This window comes from Clostridium felsineum DSM 794 (genome assembly GCF_002006355.2).
GTDB classification, from domain to species: Bacteria; Bacillota; Clostridia; order Clostridiales; family Clostridiaceae; genus Clostridium_S; species Clostridium_S felsineum.
In genome coordinates this window covers 312,552-331,118 of sequence record NZ_CP096980.1, presented here as the reverse complement: position 1 = coordinate 331,118, position 18,567 = coordinate 312,552, and the positions used below count along the sequence as shown (strand labels likewise).

The window sequence follows — 18,567 nt, the reverse complement described above, 5'->3', positions numbered from 1 at the left end:
GATCAATCACTCATTTCTAAATTGTATTTACTTAATGTTTAGCTTCTACTACGTTGTGCTTTAAATTAATTTGTTGAAAATTATTTAAAAGTCTTATAAATTATAACCAGTACGTTATATATTATACAACTTATAAATTTTTTTTTTCAACAATAAAATTTAACATATAACTAAATATTAATACTTGATTTCGTAAATATAAAAAACTGGCATAGAATATTTATTCATTCTCTTGCCAGTATAATTCTTTCACACTAGTTATCTTCATTCTCTATGAATTTCCCTATTTGCCTAAACTTATCATATCTATTTTGCAGTAATTCATTAATATCATTACTTAAAAGCTTCTTTATTGTTTCTTTAAGATTCTCTTTAATTTCACTTCCAACAATATTTATATCATTTTGTGCTCCGCCTTCTGGCTCGTTTATAACTTTATCTATAATACCATAACCTTTAAGATCCGCTGCTGTTATTTTCATAACCTCTGCTGCCTCTTTAGCTCTACTTGAATCCTTCCACAATATACTTGCAAACCCTTCTGGTGATAAAAGAGAGTATACTGAATTTTCTAGCATCCAAACTTCATCTGCTACTGCCATTGCAAGTGCACCGCCACTTCCACCTTCGCCAATTACAATGGTAATTATCGGAACCTTTAGATTAGCCATACTAAGTAAGTTCTTAGCTATTGCTTCTCCTTGACCTCTCTCTTCTGCTTCAACACCACAATAAGCTCCCGATGTATCTACAAAGCATATTAAAGGTCTATTGAACTTTTCTGCTTGCTTCATTAATCTTAAAGCTTTTCTATAACCTTCAGGACTAGGCATTCCAAAGTTTCTCTTAATATTTTCATTAGTATTTCTTCCCTTTTGCTGTCCTATTACAGTAACTGGCATTCCATCAAATTCTGCAACTCCACCAACGATTGCAGCATCATCACCAAATGCTCTATCACCATGGAATTCCATAAATGAATCAAATATTAAGTCTATATAATCAAGCGAGGTTGGACGTTCTAACATTCTCGCTATTGTAAGCCTTTGCCAAGGAGTCAATTCCTTTGAATTTTCCATTATACTAGAGCACCTCCTAACTATGCATTCTTAATATATTTCCTAAAGTAATCTTTAATTCTTTTCGTTCTACTATCATGTCAATAAAACCGTGCTTAAATAAAAACTCTGAAGTTTGAAAATCTGAAGGAAGCTTTTGGTTTATTGTCTGTTCTATAACCCTTCTTCCAGCAAAACCAATAAGTGTTTTAGGTTCAGATAATATTATATCGCCTAACATTGCAAAGCTTGCAGTAACCCCACCTGTTGTTGGATCTGTTAGAAATGATATATATAAAAGTCCCTCTTCATTATGTTTTGCAAGTGCTGCACTGGTTTTTGCCATCTGCATTAAAGAAAACATTCCCTCTTGCATTCTTGCACCACCTGAAGTTGTAAAAATTATTATCGGAAGTTTCCTTTTAGTTGCTTCTTCAATTGCCCTTGTAATCTTTTCGCCTACTACAGAACCCATACTTCCCATCATAAAATTACTATCCATTACAGCTATAACAGTCTTATATCCATTTACATTTCCAATTCCCGTAACTACTCCATCCTTTAATCCTGTCTTTTCTTGCATTTTCTTTATCTTTGTTTCATACTCCGGAAAATCTAAAGGGTTAGCAGCCATCATATTCTTGTCAAATTCTATAAAAGTTCCTTCATCAATTACAAATGCTATTCTTTCTCTAGCATTCATTCTAAAATGCGCATTACACTTAGGACATACTTTAAAATTATCGTCAACATCACTTTTGTATAGAATTTTACCGCACTTACCGCACTTCATCCACATTCCATCAGGTATGGTAGGTTGATTTTCAACACTATCATTTTCTTCTAAGTTTTTGCTACTTACAGTAATATACTTTCTTTTTTTAAATAATCCCATACTTATGCCCCCTCTCTAAATGATTTTTAACGCTTTAACTCTTTTTCTATAAAACTTGTATTATACTTTCCTTTAATAAACTTCTCATTATTTATTAAATCATATTGAAAATCTACATTTGTATCAACACCATCAATTATAAATTCACCAAGAGCTCTTTCCATTATGTTTATAGCTTCATTTCTATCTTTACCATAAGATATTAATTTTCCAATCATAGAATCATAATTAGGTGGTATATTATATCCAGTATATGCTGCACTATCTAATCTAACTCCTGGCCCGCCAGGAACATGAAAATACTTAATTTCTCCAGGAGATGGCATAAAGTTTTTGTCAGGATTTTCTGCATTTATTCTACATTCTATTGCATGACCTTTAATTTTTATATCTTCTTGACTAAATGATAACTTTTCTCCTGATGCAACTCTTATTTGTTCCTTAATCAAATCAATTCCCGTAACCATTTCAGTAATACCATGCTCAACCTGAATTCTTGTATTCATTTCCATAAAGTAGTATTTCCCATGCTTATCCAATAGAAACTCTATAGTACCCGCATTTTTATAATTTACAGCTTTAGCCGCTTTTACTGCTGCTTCTCCCATTTCACGTCTAAGTTCTTCTGTCATAACTGGTGATGGTGCTTCTTCCAAAACTTTTTGATTTCTTCTCTGAATTGAACAATCTCTCTCACCAAGATAAACTACATTTCCAGAAGAGTCCCCCATTATTTGGAATTCAACATGTCTAGGCTCTTCTATAAATTTTTCCATGTACATAGTATCATCACCAAAAGCAGCTTTGGCTTCACTTTTAGCATTTCTAAGAGAATTTATGAGGTCTTTTTCTTCTCTTACTATTCTAATACCTCTACCACCGCCGCCTGCTGAAGCTTTAAGCATAACAGGATATCCTATTTTAATCGCATCTTTTAAAGCTTGATCTTCGCTATCAATAGTTCCATCACATCCTGGTACTACTGGTACACCTGCTTTTATCATTATTTCTCTTGCCTTTGCCTTATTACCCATATTGTCAATAGTTTTAGCATCTGGTCCTATGAATGCTATATTGCACTCATTGCACATTTTTGCAAACTTTCCGTTTTCAGATAAAAACCCAAAACCTGGATGTATGGCTTGTGCCTTTGTAAGAACTGTAGCGCTTATTATATTTCCTATGTTGAGATAGCTATCTTGAGTTTTGGCTGGTCCAACGCAAACAGCTTCATCTGCAAGATATACATGCATCGATTCTTTATCAGCCTCAGAATAAATAGCCACTGTTTCTATTCCCATTTCTCTACAGGCTCTTATTATTCTAACTGCTATCTCACCCCTATTAGCAATTAAAATTTTACTTATCATATTATTCTCTCCATTCTTGTTACTTAAGGATTACTCTGCTAAAAGCGTCTAGTAATCCTAGGATTCCAAATATATTTTTAAAATCACACTATCATAAATGTAATTTCAGCTTCAACTGCTTTTTCTCCATTAACTGTTGCTATTCCCTTACCAATTCCAGCTGGTCCTTTAATTTTCACTATTTCAATTTCCAATTTAAGTACATCACCTGGAACTACCATTCTTCTAAACTTAGCATTTTTTACTGCTCCAAGTATAGGCTTCTTTCCTTTATACTTATCTAAACTTAAAATTGCAACGCCACCTAATTGTGCTAATGCTTCTATCATAAGAACTCCTGGCATTATTGGCTTTCCTGGATAATGTCCTTGAAATATTTGTTCGTTAATTGTAACATTCTTATATCCTACTGCTTTTTTACCAGGCTCAATTTCTTCAACTTTATCTACTAACAACATTGGATATCTATGGGGAATAATTTCCATAATTTGTTCTACATTTAAACTCACAAAAACACCTGCCTTCAATTTAATTCAAAGCTATTTTAAATAATCCTTGCCCATATTCTACCATCTCTTCATTTTTAACAAGAACTTCTACTATTTCACCGTCAAATTCAGATTCTATTTCATTCATAAGCTTCATTGCCTCAATTATACAAAGTGTTTGACCTTTGTTTACTTTAGTTCCAACTTTAGCAAAAGCATCAGAATCTGGTCCTGAAGATTCATAAAAAGTACCTACTATTGGTGATGTTATTATTTTTATATTTTCATCATCCAATTTAGGTTCTTCTACTACTTTTTTAATATCTTCGCTGCTCTCAGTAACTACAACCCTCTCAACTTGATTACTCTGAGTCTGAACATTTTGTTGAAGTGCATTTATATTTTCTTCTTCATTTTTACCTTTTTTCATTGTTATTTTAGTTCCATTTGACTCTATTTCAAAATATGTAAGTCCAGACCTATCAATGGTATTTATAAGTTGCTCTATCGCATTATAGTCCATGCTATTCAACACTTCCTTCTCAATTACTAATTATTTACTTTATTTATACTTTTTAAACAAAAGTGTAGCATTATGTCCTCCAAAGCCAAGAGAATTTGACAATACATAATTAACTTCTGCCTTTCTTCCCTCGTTTGGTACATAATCAAGATCACATTCAGGATCTGCTTCCTTATAACCAATAGTTGCTGGAATAAATCCATCTTCTATTGCCTTTGCGCATATTATTGCCTCTATTGCTCCTGCTGCACCTAGTAAATGACCTGTCATTGATTTTGTTGAACTTACAGGAACTTTATATGCATAATCTCCTAATACAGTTTTTATTGCTTGTGTTTCAAAACTATCATTATATGATGTGCTAGTTCCATGTGCATTTATATACGAAATATCTTCAGGATTAACATTCTCCTCATCCATTGCAAGCTTCATTGCTCTAGCTCCCCCTTCACCATTTGGTGCTGGCGAAGTTATATGATATGCATCACAAGTTGCCCCATATCCTACTATTTCAGCGTATATGTTAGCACCTCTTTTAAGTGCATGCTCTAATTCCTCAAGAATAAGTATTCCTGATCCTTCTCCCATTACAAATCCACTTCTATCTTTATCAAATGGAATAGATGCTCTTTTAGGATCTTCACTTTTAGTAACAGCCTTCATAGACGCAAAGCCTGCTAATGATAGGGGAGTTACTCCAGCCTCAGTTCCACCACTTATCATGACATCTGCATAATTAAATTTTATATTTCTATATGCTTCGCCTATAGAATTGTTTGCAGAAGCACATGCTGTTACTATAGTTGTGCATATTCCCTTAGCTCCATATCTTATTGCTAAATTTCCTGATGCCATATTAGCTATAATCATTGGTATAGTCATTGGCGATACTCTATTAGGCCCTTTTGTTATAAGCTTTTCATCTTGTTTCTCTATTGTTCCTATACCACCTATACCAGAACCTACTATAACTCCAAACCTATTTCTATCTATACTCTCTAAATCAAGTTTTGAATCTTTTATCGCCTCATCTGCTGCTACTATAGCAAACTGAGAAAATCTATCCATTCTATTAGCTTCTCTTTTATCTATAAGTTCTTCAGGGTTAAAATCTTTAACTTCCGCTGCCAACTTAACTTTAAAATCAGTTGCATCAAAAGCTTTTATATAATCTATACCGCATTTTCCCTCTTTAATTGAATTCCAAAAACTACTAGCATCATTTCCTACTGGTGTCACTGCTCCAATACCTGTTATAACAACTCTTCTACTCATTCTTTGCACCTTCCTTTACAGTATGTTTTACATCACCATTCCGCCATCTACATTTATAACTTGACCTGTTATGTAAGAAGAAAGCTCTGAAGCTAAGAATAAAACAAGATTAGAAACATCCTCTGGAGTTCCTACTCTTTTAAGTGGCACTGTTTCTAATATCTGTTGTCTTTGCTCTTCTTTAAGTGCGTCTGTCATATCACTTTTTATTATTCCAGGTGCAATAGCATTAACTGTAATTCCCCTACTTGCAAGCTCTTTCGCTACTGATTTTGTCATTCCAATAATTCCAGCTTTTGCTGCTGCATAGTTAACTTGACCTGCATTTCCTACTAATCCTATAACAGAAGATATATTTATTATTTTACCACTTTTTTTCTTAAGCATCACTCGACTTGCATGCTTTGTGCAGTTAAATGATCCCTTTAGATTTACATTAATTACGTTATCAAAATCTTCTTCCTTCATTCTTAGTAGAAGATTATCCTTAGTTATACCTGCATTATTAACTAAAACATCGACAGTCCCATACTTTTCTACAGCCTTTTTTATAATAGTCTCTGCTTCATTAAATTTACTTATATCTGCTTTTACTGATATAGCTTCTGATCCTAACTCTTCAATTTCCTTTACAAGTTTTTGTGTCTCTGCTTCACTATTTCTATAATTTACAACAAGCTTAGCTCCTTCTGATGCTAATTTTAATGCTATTGCTCTTCCAAGTCCTCTTCCTGCACCTGTGACAACAGCAACCTTGCCAGATAATAACTTTTCCATAATTTCCTCCTAAACCTCAATTTTATTGAAATCTTGAAATTTTTCGATGTTAAAAACTGTCATCTTCCTATTTATTTTCTTTACGAATGAACTTAAAGTTTTACCAGGTCCAAGTTCTATAAATGTATCAACTCCATCATCTATCATTTTCCTTATTGTATCTTCCCATCTTACAGAACTCATAACTTGTTTCCTTAGTAGATCTTTTACTTCATCTTTACTTCTTATATATTCTCCAGTTACATTGGTTATTATAGGTATTTTCATATCCTGTACATTTATATTCTTTAATTCTTCTTCTAATTTTTCAGCAGCATTTCTTAACATAGACGTGTGAAAAGGTCCACTTACTGAAAGCATTAATGTTCTTCTCGCTCCAGCTTCTTTAAGTTTACTACATGCCTCTTCAACTGCTTTAACTTCTCCCGCTATAACAATCTGCCCTGGGCAATTATAATTAGCTACCTCTACAACTCCTGTTTTAGAAATCTCGTCACATACACTTTTAACAACAGCACCTTCGAGTCCAATTATAGCTGCCATAGTACCAATTCCTTCTGGTACTGCTTCTTGCATATATTTTCCCCTTTTTTTAACTAATTTTACTGCATCTTCAAATGAAAATGTACCACTGCAAACATGTGCAGAATATTCTCCTAAACTTAATCCTGCAACAACATCAGGCTTTATTGCTTTTTTTTCCTCTAAAGCTCTTAATGCTGCTATACTTGTAACTAAAACAGCTGGTTGAGTATTTTCTGTTAAGTTTAATTCTTCAGATTTTCCATTAAAACATAGTTCACTGATTTTGAAACCAAGCACTTCATCAGCCTTATTGAAAATTTCTTTTGAGCTTTGGAAATTTTCATATAAATCCTTTCCCATGCCTACATACTGTGATCCTTGACCCGAAAAAACAAATGCAATTTTCCCCACTTAATACATCTCCTGTTTGATTTTTTCTATAACTTCTGATGCCTCTCTAACCATACTTTCAACTATTTCAGCACAAGTTTCTTCTTTATTAACAAGTCCTGCAATTTGTCCGGCCATTACAGATCCATTATCTATGTCTCCATCTTTTACTGCTTTCGGAAGTGCTCCTCTACCTAAAGCCTCCATTTCTTCTATGGATGCTCCTTCTTTCTCCATTATCTTATATTTTCTGGCAAGTTTATTTCTAAGTACTCTTACAGGGTGTCCTGTTATTCTTCCTGTTACTTCTGTATCTATATCCTTAGCTTTTATAACTTTATCTTTATAATTTTGATGTACAGTACATTCTTTAGCTACTAAAAATCTTGTTCCTACTTGAACGCCTAATGCTCCTAATGCAAATGCTGCTGCAACACCTCTACCATCACCTATTCCTCCAGCTGCAATAACAGGAATATTTACAGCATCAACCACTTGTGGTACTAATGCCATTGTAGTTAATTCTCCTACATGTCCTCCTGACTCACAACCTTCTGCCACTACTGCATCTACTCCATATCTTTCCATCCTTCTTGCAAGTGCTACAGATGCAATAACAGGAATCACCTTAATGTTATGCTCTTTCCACATATCAATATACTTACCTGGATTTCCTGCTCCTGTAGTAACTACTTTTACTCCTTCTTCACAAACCATTTTCGCTATTTCATCTGCATTGTCACTTAGCATCATTATGTTAACTCCAAATGGCTTATCAGTTAACTTTTTAGCCTTTCTAATTTCTTCTCTTATATAATCAACTGGTGCATTTGCTGCTGCTATTATTCCTAATCCTCCTGCATTTGATACTCCTGCTGCAATGGAGCTATCCGCAACCCATGCCATTCCACCTTGAATTATAGGGTACTTTATTCCAATTATATCACATATTTGACTTTTTAACATGATTTACCTCCCAAAAAAATCGCAAAATATACATTATATGCTTATTGCAATTTTTTATTTTTTAATTTTTTTTCAATAAATTTAACTGCATCTCCAACTGTCTTTATATTTTCTGTTTCTTCTATTTGAATATCGAATTTTTCTTCTAATTCTATTATTATTTGAAACAAATCTAAAGAATCAACATTTAAATCTTTTTCAAAAGATGTTGACATATCTATAGTTTCTTTATCAACATTTATTTGGCTTGCTATGATTTCTCTTACTTTATCAAGTAACATAAAATAATTCCTCCTAAAATTACATATTAACTATGACATTTCCAAACTCAATACATAAATTCTCAAAAGTATTAAAATCAATATATTATTCCTTAGTCCATTGTAAAACCATTGCTCCCCAAGTAAGCCCTCCACCAAATCCAACTACAACAATTTTTGTACCAGATTTAAGTAAACCTCTTCTATTCATTTCATCTACTGCTACAGGTATTGTGGCTCCAGATGTATTTCCGTAATTTTGTAAATTAACAAAAAACTTACTCATTCCTAATTCAAGTTTTTTAGCTGCTGCTTCTATTATTCTTATATTCGCCTGATGTGGTACTATGTAATCAATATCTTCTAGTTTTAAACCGCTATCTTCTACTACTTTTTTAATGGAACTTACCATTACTTTTACTGCAAACTTAAAAACTTCTCGTCCATTCATTGAAATTTTAGAATTTGCTAGTTCCTTTTCTTCTGAAAACGGGTTTACTACATTTATTGCCGGACAATGCAAAAACTTTCCGCCCGTTCCATCTGAACCTAAAATCGCTTTTAAAATTCCCTCTTTATTCCCTTTTCTTATAACCGCTGCACCTGCACCATCTCCAAATAGTACACAAGTACTTCTATCTTCCCAATCAAGTATTTTGGATAAAACTTCTGCTCCTATTACAAGTGCATTATTATATTCTCCAGTTTTTATAAACTGCGCTGCTGTATTAAGCGCAAATATAAATCCAGTACAGGCTGCGTTTACATCAAAACAAACTGCATTTTTTGCTCCTATTTTTTCTTGAATAATACATGCCACAGATGGAGTATATGAATCTGGACTTGTAGTGGCTGTTATTATTAAATCTATATCTTCCACTTTGATATTAGCATTCTCTATTGCTCTTAAAGCTGCCTTTGCACCTAAATCTGATGTATTTTCGTTTACAGATATTCTTCTTTCTTTTATTCCAGTTCTTGAAGATATCCATTCATCACTAGTATCAACTACTTTTGACATATCTTCATTAGTAACTACTTTTTCTGGAGCATAACTTCCTGTTCCTATAATCTCGACACTATTCACTTTATCAGTCCTTTTTATAATTTTTAATATGATATTTCTCTCTAAAGAATTTATTCAATTTTTCAAGTGCAGAAGTTAGGACTTTTTCTTCTTCCTTACTCAATCCCCTTACTGTTTCCTTTACCATATCCGAATGAAATTTTGCATGAATTCTATAGGCAAGTTTTCCTCTTTTAGTAAGAGCTATTTTAACAACTCTTCTATCTTCTTCTGAACGTTCTCTTTTCACATAGCCTTTTTTAACCAAATTACCTACAGCAGTTGTAAGCGTTCCAACGGTAATTCCAAGTGCTGCTGCAACCTCAGACATAGTTCTAGGAACATACATGCCTATAGCCTCTATCGTATGTACTTCGGTAACCGAAATATCACTGAAAGCACCTTGGCTTAAGGCCGTTTGTTCTATAGTTAAAATATCATTAAAAAGTTCAACTAAAGTTTCATTGATTACAGTAATCGTTCTATTCAAATTCATCACCATTCATTTCATTGTTAAACTTTTAATATTTTAAAATTCTTTTTCAGCATCACTAACTAACTCGTTAATAAGGTCTTTTACCTTAACTATTTTATCTATTTTGTATGATTTAGCACCTGTAAATAAAAGAGCCTCATCAATATTTCCTTTTACCGCATTTATAAGTGCTTTAGATATACAATAAGGTGTGCTTTTAGGATTACATGGCTTTAAACAATTATAGCATTTATCTATAGTAACATTTCCCTTATTCTCATCTACAAATCTGTTACTTATTGCTCTTCCAGGCATTCCAACAGGACTTTTAACAATTTTTATGTCTCCTTCTTCGCAGTTTACATACATGTTCTTATATTTTATATCTGCATCACATTCTTCCGTTGCTATAAATCTAGTTGCCATTTGAACCCCTGATGCTCCGAGCTTTATGTATTTTGCAATATCCTTACCATAAAATACTCCTCCACCACAAACTACAGGTATTTTAACCTTGTGCTTTTCTTCAAAAGGTTTTATAGCTTCTAACACACCTACAAGTATATTCTCTAGTTTTTCTTGTTCACCATTTCCGACTTCTTCCTTCTTAAAGCCCAAATGTCCTCCTGCTTCTGGTCCTTCAACTACAATTAAATCTGGGATTCTTCCATGATGCTTATCCCACATTTTACATATTACAGCTGCAGCCTTAGGCGAGGATACCACCGGTGCAATCTTCACACTACTTCCCTCTACTATTTTAGGCAAAGCAGTTGGAAGACCTGCTCCTGATACTATAAGGTCAACTCCCGCTTCTACAGCATTCTTAACATATTTATCGTAATCGTTCATTGCTACCATAAAATTAACAGCAATAATTCCTCTTTTGCTAGACTCTTTTGCCTTCTTTATGTGCTTATTTAAAGTTCTTATGTTTGCATTAAAAGTATTCGTTTCAAAATCTGGTTCATCAAACCCAATTTGCACTCCTGAGATTGTACCCACGCCTCCACAATTAGCAACTGCTGAGGCAAGACTGGATCTTGAAATTCCAACTCCCATTCCACCTTGGATTATTGGGACATCAGCTATTAAATCTCCTATTTTTAAAGGAGGTAATTTCATTGTAACCTCTCCTTTTTTATATTGATTATCAAATATTTTGATAATCAAAGTATATATAAAAACTTAAATAATGTCAATAATATCGCTTTTTAGCTTAAAAAACTGAGAGCGTTATATATAATCTCCATTAACAATTATTAACATGACCTTATATTGCTATACCTACCTTATCAAGTTCCTTTAAAAGAGCATCTGCATCACTAAAAACAATTCCATTAAAACCCAACTTGATTGCTGCATTAATATTTTCCACCCTATCATCTATAAATATGCTTTCTTCTGGTTTTATACCACAGTTATGAGTTAATGCTTCATATATTTCTGCCTCTGGTTTTAGTAACTTTACTTTAGAAGATATAATTTTACCATCTACATCCCTTATAAAATCATACTTTTCACTTATAAGCTTAAAAGCCTTTAAATGATAATTAGAAAGAAGATATATTTTATATCCTTTCATTTTTAATTTTTTCATAAGCTCTGATGTACCTTCAACAGGAATATGCATTTCATTCCATGTTCTCATAACTTCCTTTATCTTCTCAGCATTATTTGGATCTCTAGTGCAAAACCTAATAGTTGCCTCTTCATCCGTAATAGTACCTCTATCAAGTTCTATCCACTCATTACTATTAAATATATTTTCATATAAACTCTCAATAATCTTTTCATCACTATACTTACTCCTTAAAAACTCTAAAGGCGTAAACTTCAAAAGAACATTTCCAATATCAAACACCACATTTTTAATCACCTAAAATACCTCCCAATTTTCAAATCATAAAACAATTATACACCTACCTGGGGTTTGGGCGTAAGCCCATTATCCTTCTAAACTTACAGGGGGCTTGGGCTTCAGCCCATTATCCTTCTTTAACTCAGTAAAACCTCTTTCCTAAAAAACCATTAGCAGAAATCTTACTTTAATCCCAGGTTTTTGACGAAGTCCTTCATGCTTTTTTAACCTCAAAGCCACTCTCCTAAAAGTCAACAATTCTCAGCAACAGACTTTTTCCTGAAAAGCACATAAATCTACAAATTAAATCACCAATCAATATAACTATATCGTCATAATAACATTCTAGTAAAATCCTATTCAAAATCTTTCAGACCACTCTATAAAATGAGAAAGACCATATATTATATGTATCATCTCATATAATATATGGCTATACTTTTCTTTTCATTATTAATTGTAGTTTCGTAGGTTATATTTCTTTTATGATATGAATTTCCATATCCTTTTTTTGATTATCACACACATATCCATCTTTACACTTTAAATCTACCCATCCCATAAATATATATGTATGGTCAGGAACCTCGTCTTTATCACCATTCGGGGCAGTAAAGCATATATCCCCTACTTTAAGTTCTTTTAAATTATAGTATTTTTTAAATCCTTTGCTTATTAAATATTTCGTTAGCTGTGTTGTGTTTGCAGTATCCAATGGCACTTTTAGTCCACCATGCCTAAGTGCTCCAGATGCAAAGAAAACACATGTATTCTTTGCATTACCTCCATTAAGTTCTATAGCTGCTTTTAGATTTTCTTGTCTATCATTATCATCCCTCAAATAATCTACGGTTCTATTTATAATTTTAGCATTTCTCAAATGCCTAAAAACATTAAAACTTAAATAACTTGTCAATACTAATATACCAATTATAAATAAAACAAGCTTTTTATTTCCTACCTTCAAAATACATCTCACCTACTCAAATCTTAAAGATTCTATAGGATCTAGTTTAGCAGCCTTTCTTGCAGGCACAAATCCTGCTAGCATTGAAACAATAACAGTAAATAAAATCGTAAATATTATTATAGATGCTCTTATATCTACCATTTTCATACCTTCTTCGATTCCTTTTACTTTGTATAAAATCAGTAATTTATTTATAATTTCGCCTGCAATTACAGCAACCACCGTTCCTAAAATTGCTCCCAAAAATCCCAAACTTCCTGATTGTACTATAAACATTCTTTTTATGTTTTTTCTTGATGCTCCTTCTGCCTTCATTATTCCGATCATCTTAGTTTTTTCATGTACTGCCATTGTCATGGTATTTATAACTCCAATAGATGCCACTAAAAGAACAACTACCCCTGCTGCAATGAGAAGCATTTTAAATATTAAGTACATATTATTCATCTGATTTGCATAATTATCATTTGAATTATACGTATAATTTAGTTTTTTTATTTGACCCGATACACCTGACACTGAATTCATATCTTTTGCTTCTACAATTGCCATATCATAACCTTTTTCATTTATATAATCCTTACTATCCATATAGTATTCTTGAACTTTAGCAGCCATACTATCGCTTCCTGTAACTTCAATACCTCCATTTTCATAAAGCTTATTTACAACCCCTGCAACTTTAGCTTTAATTACAAGAGGAGCTTTTTCCTGAATTCCTTCCATTTTAGGCAATTCGACTGTAATTTCAATTTCTTTTCCGACTATATTTTTATCATTTTCTATGCCTAATTTTTTTACAAGTCCCTTACCAACTAGCACTGAATTTTCTTCAGATTTCTTCAAATTTTCTCCTGCTATAATCGGTTTGTATCCGAATTTTTTTGATTTTTCCTTATCCATTTTAATTTGATTTTCATTAGCATTGCTGAATACATTAAAATCCAAATTATATCCTTCAAAACTTACCTTTTGTGCAGTTTTATTTCCTACTTTAATTTGTGATACCTGTGTATTTATATATGCCTGCACTCCAGAAACATTCCTTATTTTTTTTAATTTATTAAGGGTACTTTGATCTATTTTTTTATTCTTTGCACTTGGTGCAGAATTACTGTTAGCTTTTTGATTAACATGTTCGAAAGGCTCAACTCGTATTAATCTCATAGTATCCATTTGCTTCATTTGATCCATACTTATTTTTTGAACCCCTTGTCCGAATCCTCCTAGAAGTATTACCAAAAGAGTTCCTATTGATATTCCAAGCGAAGTAAGCACTGTACGAAATTTTCTTTTATTTAAATCACTAAACGCCATTTTTATGCAATCTGATAGTTTCATTAATTTTATCCTCCTTTAAGAATTCAAAGCAGTTACTGGATCCATTTTCGAAGCTTTTCCTGATGGATACATTCCAGATATCACTGCTATAACAATAGAAAAAGCAAAAGTTCCAACAAGAAGCCACAAAGGCATTACCACTTCTAATGATTCCTTTATATTCTTACTTGTAAAATAGGCATTCAACGCCAACTGAACTATCTTAACATTTATAGCACTAAATAAAAGTCCCATTATTCCTCCTAAAACTCCCATTACTCCAGCCTGAATTATAAATATGCTTCTAATTTCACTTCTATTTGCTCCCATAGATTTCATTATTCCTATTGATTTAGTTCTTTCATATATAACCATAGTCATAGTATTAACAATTCCTATAGCTGCAACAAAAAGTACTATAATACCTAAAACTGCAAGTATTGCTTCCATTATCTTAAATGAGTTTTGACTTCTCTTAACAATATCCTGATAGCTTACATAATAATATCCCATGTTCTTTATTGATTTAGATATTCCAAATGTGTCTACAGTATTTTTAGCCATCACATCTATTGATTCATAACCATTATTTTCTACATAAGCGTTCTGCAAAGAATAGTAACTTTTTATTTTATTTGTAAGCTCTAGTGAGCCTATTATTTGATTATCTGATTCAAATTTATCACTTATAACTCCAACAACTTTACCTTTAACTGTAAGTGGTGCTATTTTTATATTTTGATTTTCAGTTTTACTCTCAGTTAAATCTATTTCTTTTCCAATAACAGATTTATAATCACTTATTCCCATTGCCTTAAGAAACTTTTCACCAACAACTACAGCATCCTTATCTGATGCGCTTAAGCTTCTTCCAAAAGCTATTGGTACAAGCTTGTTATTGTTGTTATTTTTTCTAACTGATTCTATTGTTGCATTTGAGAATGAATTATCATTGTTGTATACTCCCATAACCTGATTTATATTTTTATTTTCTTTTCCATCTATTTTTATATTGTCAACATTGACCATTATACTTGCTGTAACATTATCTATTCCTGGCAATTTTTTTATTTTTCTTATTGTATTCACATCTATCTTTTTGTGCATATCATCTGCATTATAGCTTTCTGAGTCATAATTTTCCACATCAAAGTATTTTTGATTCAATACATTTATGAGCTTTAATGATGGACTATCTTCAACTTTGCCCATTGCCATCTTTTCACCTGAGACTCCAAGGCTAACTAAAGTTACTATAAGCATAGTTCCTACCGCTATGGCAAGAGATGTCCAAAAAGTTCTTCCTTTTCTTCTAGCAAGGTCTTTTCTCGCCATTCTAAAACCATCCCTAAATTTCACTTTCCTCAACCTCCTCAACCTGTCCATCTTTTATTCTAATAACTCTTTTTGCCTTCTTAGCTTCTTCCATATTATGTGTTACCATTATTATGGTATAGCCTTTTTCGTTCAAATCTTCCAAAAGCTTCATTATAAGCGCCCCATTTTTAGAATCAAGATTTCCTGTAGGTTCATCAGCGAAGATTATTTGTGGTTCATTTACAAGCGCTCTTGCAATACTAACTCTCTGCCTTTGCCCTCCAGACATTTCGCTTGGTCTGTGCTTTTCTTTATCTTTTAAGCCCACCATTTCGAGTGCTTTTTTAGCTTTTTCACGTCTTAAACCTCCGTTAACTCCAGCAAAAATAAGTGGCATCATTACATTTTCTAATGCTGTTTGAGTATTTTCAAGATTAAAGGCTTGGAATACAAATCCTATTTTCCTATTTCTATACTTTGACATTTCTTTGTCTTTTAATTTACTTATATCTTTATTGTCTACACATATGCTTCCAATTGTAGGGGTATCTAACCCCCCAACAAGATGCATGAGCGTAGATTTTCCAGAACCAGAAGGTCCAACTATTGCAACGAATTCCCCATCATCTATTTTTAGGTTTACATTATTTAAGGCTGTCACTATTTCCTTTCCCATTTTATAAGTTTTAGAAACGTTTTTTACTTCTATCATAATACTTAAACCTCCAAGTTATATATTTCAATATTTATAGTAAATCCTACATTCTCAATTCTAACGATTCAATCTTACATTTAAATGAAAAATAATCTTACAATTCTTTAATAAAACATTACAAAAAATAGGAATAAGAAATTGTAACAATTAATAAATGTTATAATTTCTTATTCCTACTTTTTTATCTTATCATACTACAAAGACAAAAAAACAACACAAGCCTTATTAAGCTTATATTGTTTGTCTGCAAAATTTAAACTTCTATTATAGTAAATAATACTATATTTCCCCCAAAAGTTATAAAAAGTTTACTCGCATTTTTAGGTGACTTTTTATTCACCATGGTGATTCCACCACTTATACAAAATTAATTTTTTTAACATTTCCCTTGTTATTTTATATAATAAATAATTCCCTTATATTAATGGAAATAACCATCTCCACTTATTTTCAACAAATTAACTAAACCCTGTTTTCCTCATAATTTAAATAAGAAGGATAAATGTCATAAGTAGCTTGCTAGCAATTACAAATATCATCTTATATTAAATTATCAAAAAAGTCAATATTTTTTTAATAATTTATCAAATAAATACGTTGTCATTTAGCAATAAACATGTAAATCCCAACATGTTTATTGCATTTATATTTTTATATTTTTATATAATATTAATTTATTACATAAAAATATATAACGCATAAATTATATTACATTCTGACTAATAAAAGATTCTTTTTTCAAGCCTGCTTAGCTAGAATATTTTATAATCCACAATATAAAAATTTTAGTGCGTTATATATATCTTTTAATTATAATTACATTATACTTCTTCTAATCCAATCAATAGCATTATTTACAACAGTATTCCTAACTCTTTGTCTATCCCCTGGTACATTTAATTTCTTTGTCATAACTTTTCCTTTTATATATAAACCAACATACACAAGTCCTACAGGTTTTTCTTCTGTTCCCCCTCCAGGTCCTGCTATTCCGGTTGTTGCTATCCCTATATCTGTTCCTGCTGTTTTTGCTATCCCCTCTGCCATCTCTGCAGCTGTTTCACTGCTTACAGCTCCATGTTTGTCTAATGTTTCCTTTTTCACTCCAAGTCTCTTTATTTTCGCTTCATTAGTATATGTAACCGCACCTTCCATAAATACTTCAGATATTCCAGGGTAATTTATGAGTTTTCCTGCTAAAAGTCCTCCCGTGCAAGATTCAGCAGTAGCTATGGTAAGCTTCTTATCTATAAGCATAGTACCAAGAACATTCTCTAAGGAAGTATCACCTTCTCCATACACGCTATCCTTAAGTATTTCTCTTACCTTTTTTTCTATAGGTTCTATAAGCTTTTCTGCTCTCCCTTCACTTTCTGCCTTTGCTGTTATTCTAAATGTAACCTCATTATCCTTAGCATATGGTGCAATAGTAGGGTTAGTTTGATTGTCTATTAAACCTTCAAGCATCTCAGCTGCTCTTCCTTCTCCAACTCCAGAAACCCTTAAAACTTTTGATATAATAGTTCCTTCTTGATATTTTTTAAGATAAGGTGCTACATAATTTTTAAACATAGGTACAATTTCTCTTGGAGGTCCTGGAAGTAAAATAACTATCTTTCCATTTTCATCAATTATACAACCTGGTGCTGTACCATGATCATTCTTTAAAATTGTACATCCTTCAGGAAAATATGCCTGCTTTTTGTTGTTTTCACTTATAGTTCTTCCGACTCTATTAAAATAATCAACTATCTTATCATAAGAATTTTTATCAAAAATAAGCTTTTTATTAAAAAATTCAGCTGCTGTTTCCTTTGTCAAATCATCTTTTGTTGGTCCAAGTCCTCCTGTTGTTACAATAATATCTGCCCTGCCAAGTGCAAGTTCAAATTCTTTCTTCAATCTTTCTACATTATCTCCTACTACTGTCTGATGATACATAGAAAATCCCATTGAACTAAATTCTTTAGATAAAAATTGGGCATTAGTATTTAAAATATCTCCTAGTAATAGTTCTGTTCCAACACATAATATTTCAACTTTCATATTAAATCCAGATTAATACAGAAAATTTTTCTCATAAGATAACTTTCTATATAACTGGTACTTCACCACCCTTCTACTTTTATAAAATTCATATTTATTATACTACATTCATTTAATTTTTCTATTTTTATTAGTATTTTAAATTTATTCAGTTGATAATTCATTTTAATCCTTACCGCTATTAATGTAATCTCAGTAGGCAAATTTTAATGCGCTTATCTATATAAGAATCTTCAGGTTGTTTCAAATTTTGCCTAATTCGTCCAATTG

The 18,567-nt window shown here is 32.1% G+C and carries 19 protein-coding genes; all 19 read right to left on the bottom strand.

Annotated elements, in window-relative coordinates:
• Positions 1 to 254: 254 nt before the first annotated feature.
• The 19 genes from CLFE_RS01685 to CLFE_RS01595 all read right to left on the bottom strand — a co-directional run bounded on the left by CLFE_RS01685 (position 255) and on the right by CLFE_RS01595 (position 18,297).
• Complete coding sequence (locus tag CLFE_RS01685) at positions 255 to 1,079, bottom strand: acetyl-CoA carboxylase carboxyltransferase subunit alpha (RefSeq protein WP_077833626.1); 825 nt, start codon at positions 1,077 to 1,079, stop codon at positions 255 to 257.
• 16 nt (positions 1,080 to 1,095) lie between these two features.
• Positions 1,096 to 1,953: an acetyl-CoA carboxylase, carboxyltransferase subunit beta gene (accD, locus tag CLFE_RS01680; protein ID WP_077833627.1), complete on the bottom strand. Its 858-nt coding sequence runs from the start codon at positions 1,951 to 1,953 to the stop codon at positions 1,096 to 1,098.
• A 26-nt stretch (positions 1,954 to 1,979) separates the two neighbouring features.
• The gene (locus CLFE_RS01675) at positions 1,980 to 3,323 is read right to left on the bottom strand and encodes an acetyl-CoA carboxylase biotin carboxylase subunit (protein WP_077894219.1); all 1,344 of its coding nucleotides are present in this window, start codon (positions 3,321 to 3,323) and stop codon (positions 1,980 to 1,982) included.
• Positions 3,324 to 3,406: 83 nt separating this feature from the next.
• On the bottom strand, positions 3,407 to 3,832 hold the full coding sequence (gene fabZ, locus CLFE_RS01670; protein ID WP_077833629.1) for a 3-hydroxyacyl-ACP dehydratase FabZ: 426 nt from the start codon (positions 3,830 to 3,832) through the stop codon (positions 3,407 to 3,409).
• A gap of 19 nt (positions 3,833 to 3,851) precedes the next feature.
• Positions 3,852 to 4,334 carry an acetyl-CoA carboxylase biotin carboxyl carrier protein gene (accB, locus tag CLFE_RS01665; RefSeq protein WP_077894220.1) on the bottom strand — a complete coding sequence of 161 codons (483 nt, stop codon included), beginning with the start codon at positions 4,332 to 4,334 and terminating at the stop codon, positions 3,852 to 3,854.
• A gap of 39 nt (positions 4,335 to 4,373) precedes the next feature.
• Positions 4,374 to 5,609: a beta-ketoacyl-ACP synthase II gene (gene fabF / locus CLFE_RS01660; protein ID WP_077833631.1), complete on the bottom strand. Its 1,236-nt coding sequence runs from the start codon at positions 5,607 to 5,609 to the stop codon at positions 4,374 to 4,376.
• Positions 5,610 to 5,636: 27 nt separating this feature from the next.
• Complete coding sequence (fabG, locus tag CLFE_RS01655; protein ID WP_077894221.1) at positions 5,637 to 6,386, bottom strand: 3-oxoacyl-[acyl-carrier-protein] reductase; 750 nt, start codon at positions 6,384 to 6,386, stop codon at positions 5,637 to 5,639.
• 9 nt (positions 6,387 to 6,395) lie between these two features.
• The gene (fabD, locus tag CLFE_RS01650; RefSeq protein ID WP_077894222.1) at positions 6,396 to 7,322 is read right to left on the bottom strand and encodes an ACP S-malonyltransferase; all 927 of its coding nucleotides are present in this window, start codon (positions 7,320 to 7,322) and stop codon (positions 6,396 to 6,398) included.
• A complete protein-coding gene (gene fabK, locus CLFE_RS01645; RefSeq protein WP_077894223.1) occupies positions 7,323 to 8,267 on the bottom strand; it encodes an enoyl-[acyl-carrier-protein] reductase FabK in 945 nt (314 codons plus the stop codon). It lies immediately after the preceding gene.
• Between the two features lie 41 nt (positions 8,268 to 8,308).
• Complete coding sequence (gene acpP / locus CLFE_RS01640; RefSeq protein ID WP_077833635.1) at positions 8,309 to 8,548, bottom strand: acyl carrier protein; 240 nt, start codon at positions 8,546 to 8,548, stop codon at positions 8,309 to 8,311.
• Between the two features lie 85 nt (positions 8,549 to 8,633).
• Positions 8,634 to 9,614, bottom strand: coding sequence for a beta-ketoacyl-ACP synthase III (locus tag CLFE_RS01635; protein ID WP_077851431.1), 981 nt, complete (start codon positions 9,612 to 9,614; stop codon positions 8,634 to 8,636).
• Positions 9,615 to 9,618: 4 nt separating this feature from the next.
• A complete protein-coding gene (locus tag CLFE_RS01630) occupies positions 9,619 to 10,089 on the bottom strand; it encodes a MarR family winged helix-turn-helix transcriptional regulator (protein WP_373370514.1) in 471 nt (156 codons plus the stop codon).
• Between the two features lie 33 nt (positions 10,090 to 10,122).
• A complete protein-coding gene (locus CLFE_RS01625) occupies positions 10,123 to 11,193 on the bottom strand; it encodes an NAD(P)H-dependent flavin oxidoreductase (RefSeq protein ID WP_077894224.1) in 1,071 nt (356 codons plus the stop codon).
• A 148-nt stretch (positions 11,194 to 11,341) separates the two neighbouring features.
• Entirely contained in the window at positions 11,342 to 11,947 is a 606-nt protein-coding gene (locus CLFE_RS01620) for an HAD family hydrolase (RefSeq protein WP_077851430.1), read from the bottom strand.
• A gap of 454 nt (positions 11,948 to 12,401) precedes the next feature.
• Positions 12,402 to 12,896 carry a hypothetical protein gene (locus tag CLFE_RS01615; RefSeq protein WP_242951660.1) on the bottom strand — a complete coding sequence of 165 codons (495 nt, stop codon included), beginning with the start codon at positions 12,894 to 12,896 and terminating at the stop codon, positions 12,402 to 12,404.
• Between the two features lie 12 nt (positions 12,897 to 12,908).
• Positions 12,909 to 14,240 carry an ABC transporter permease gene (locus CLFE_RS01610; RefSeq protein ID WP_077894225.1) on the bottom strand — a complete coding sequence of 444 codons (1,332 nt, stop codon included), beginning with the start codon at positions 14,238 to 14,240 and terminating at the stop codon, positions 12,909 to 12,911.
• Between the two features lie 15 nt (positions 14,241 to 14,255).
• Positions 14,256 to 15,578 (bottom strand): ABC transporter permease, encoded by a 1,323-nt coding sequence (locus CLFE_RS01605; RefSeq protein ID WP_077894226.1) that lies wholly within the window; start codon positions 15,576 to 15,578, stop codon positions 14,256 to 14,258.
• Positions 15,568 to 16,248: an ABC transporter ATP-binding protein gene (locus CLFE_RS01600; protein ID WP_077833643.1), complete on the bottom strand. Its 681-nt coding sequence runs from the start codon at positions 16,246 to 16,248 to the stop codon at positions 15,568 to 15,570. Before CLFE_RS01600 ends, CLFE_RS01605 begins: the two co-directional genes overlap by 11 nt.
• A gap of 819 nt (positions 16,249 to 17,067) precedes the next feature.
• Complete coding sequence (locus CLFE_RS01595; protein ID WP_077894227.1) at positions 17,068 to 18,297, bottom strand: competence/damage-inducible protein A; 1,230 nt, start codon at positions 18,295 to 18,297, stop codon at positions 17,068 to 17,070.
• Positions 18,298 to 18,567 lie beyond the last annotated feature (270 nt).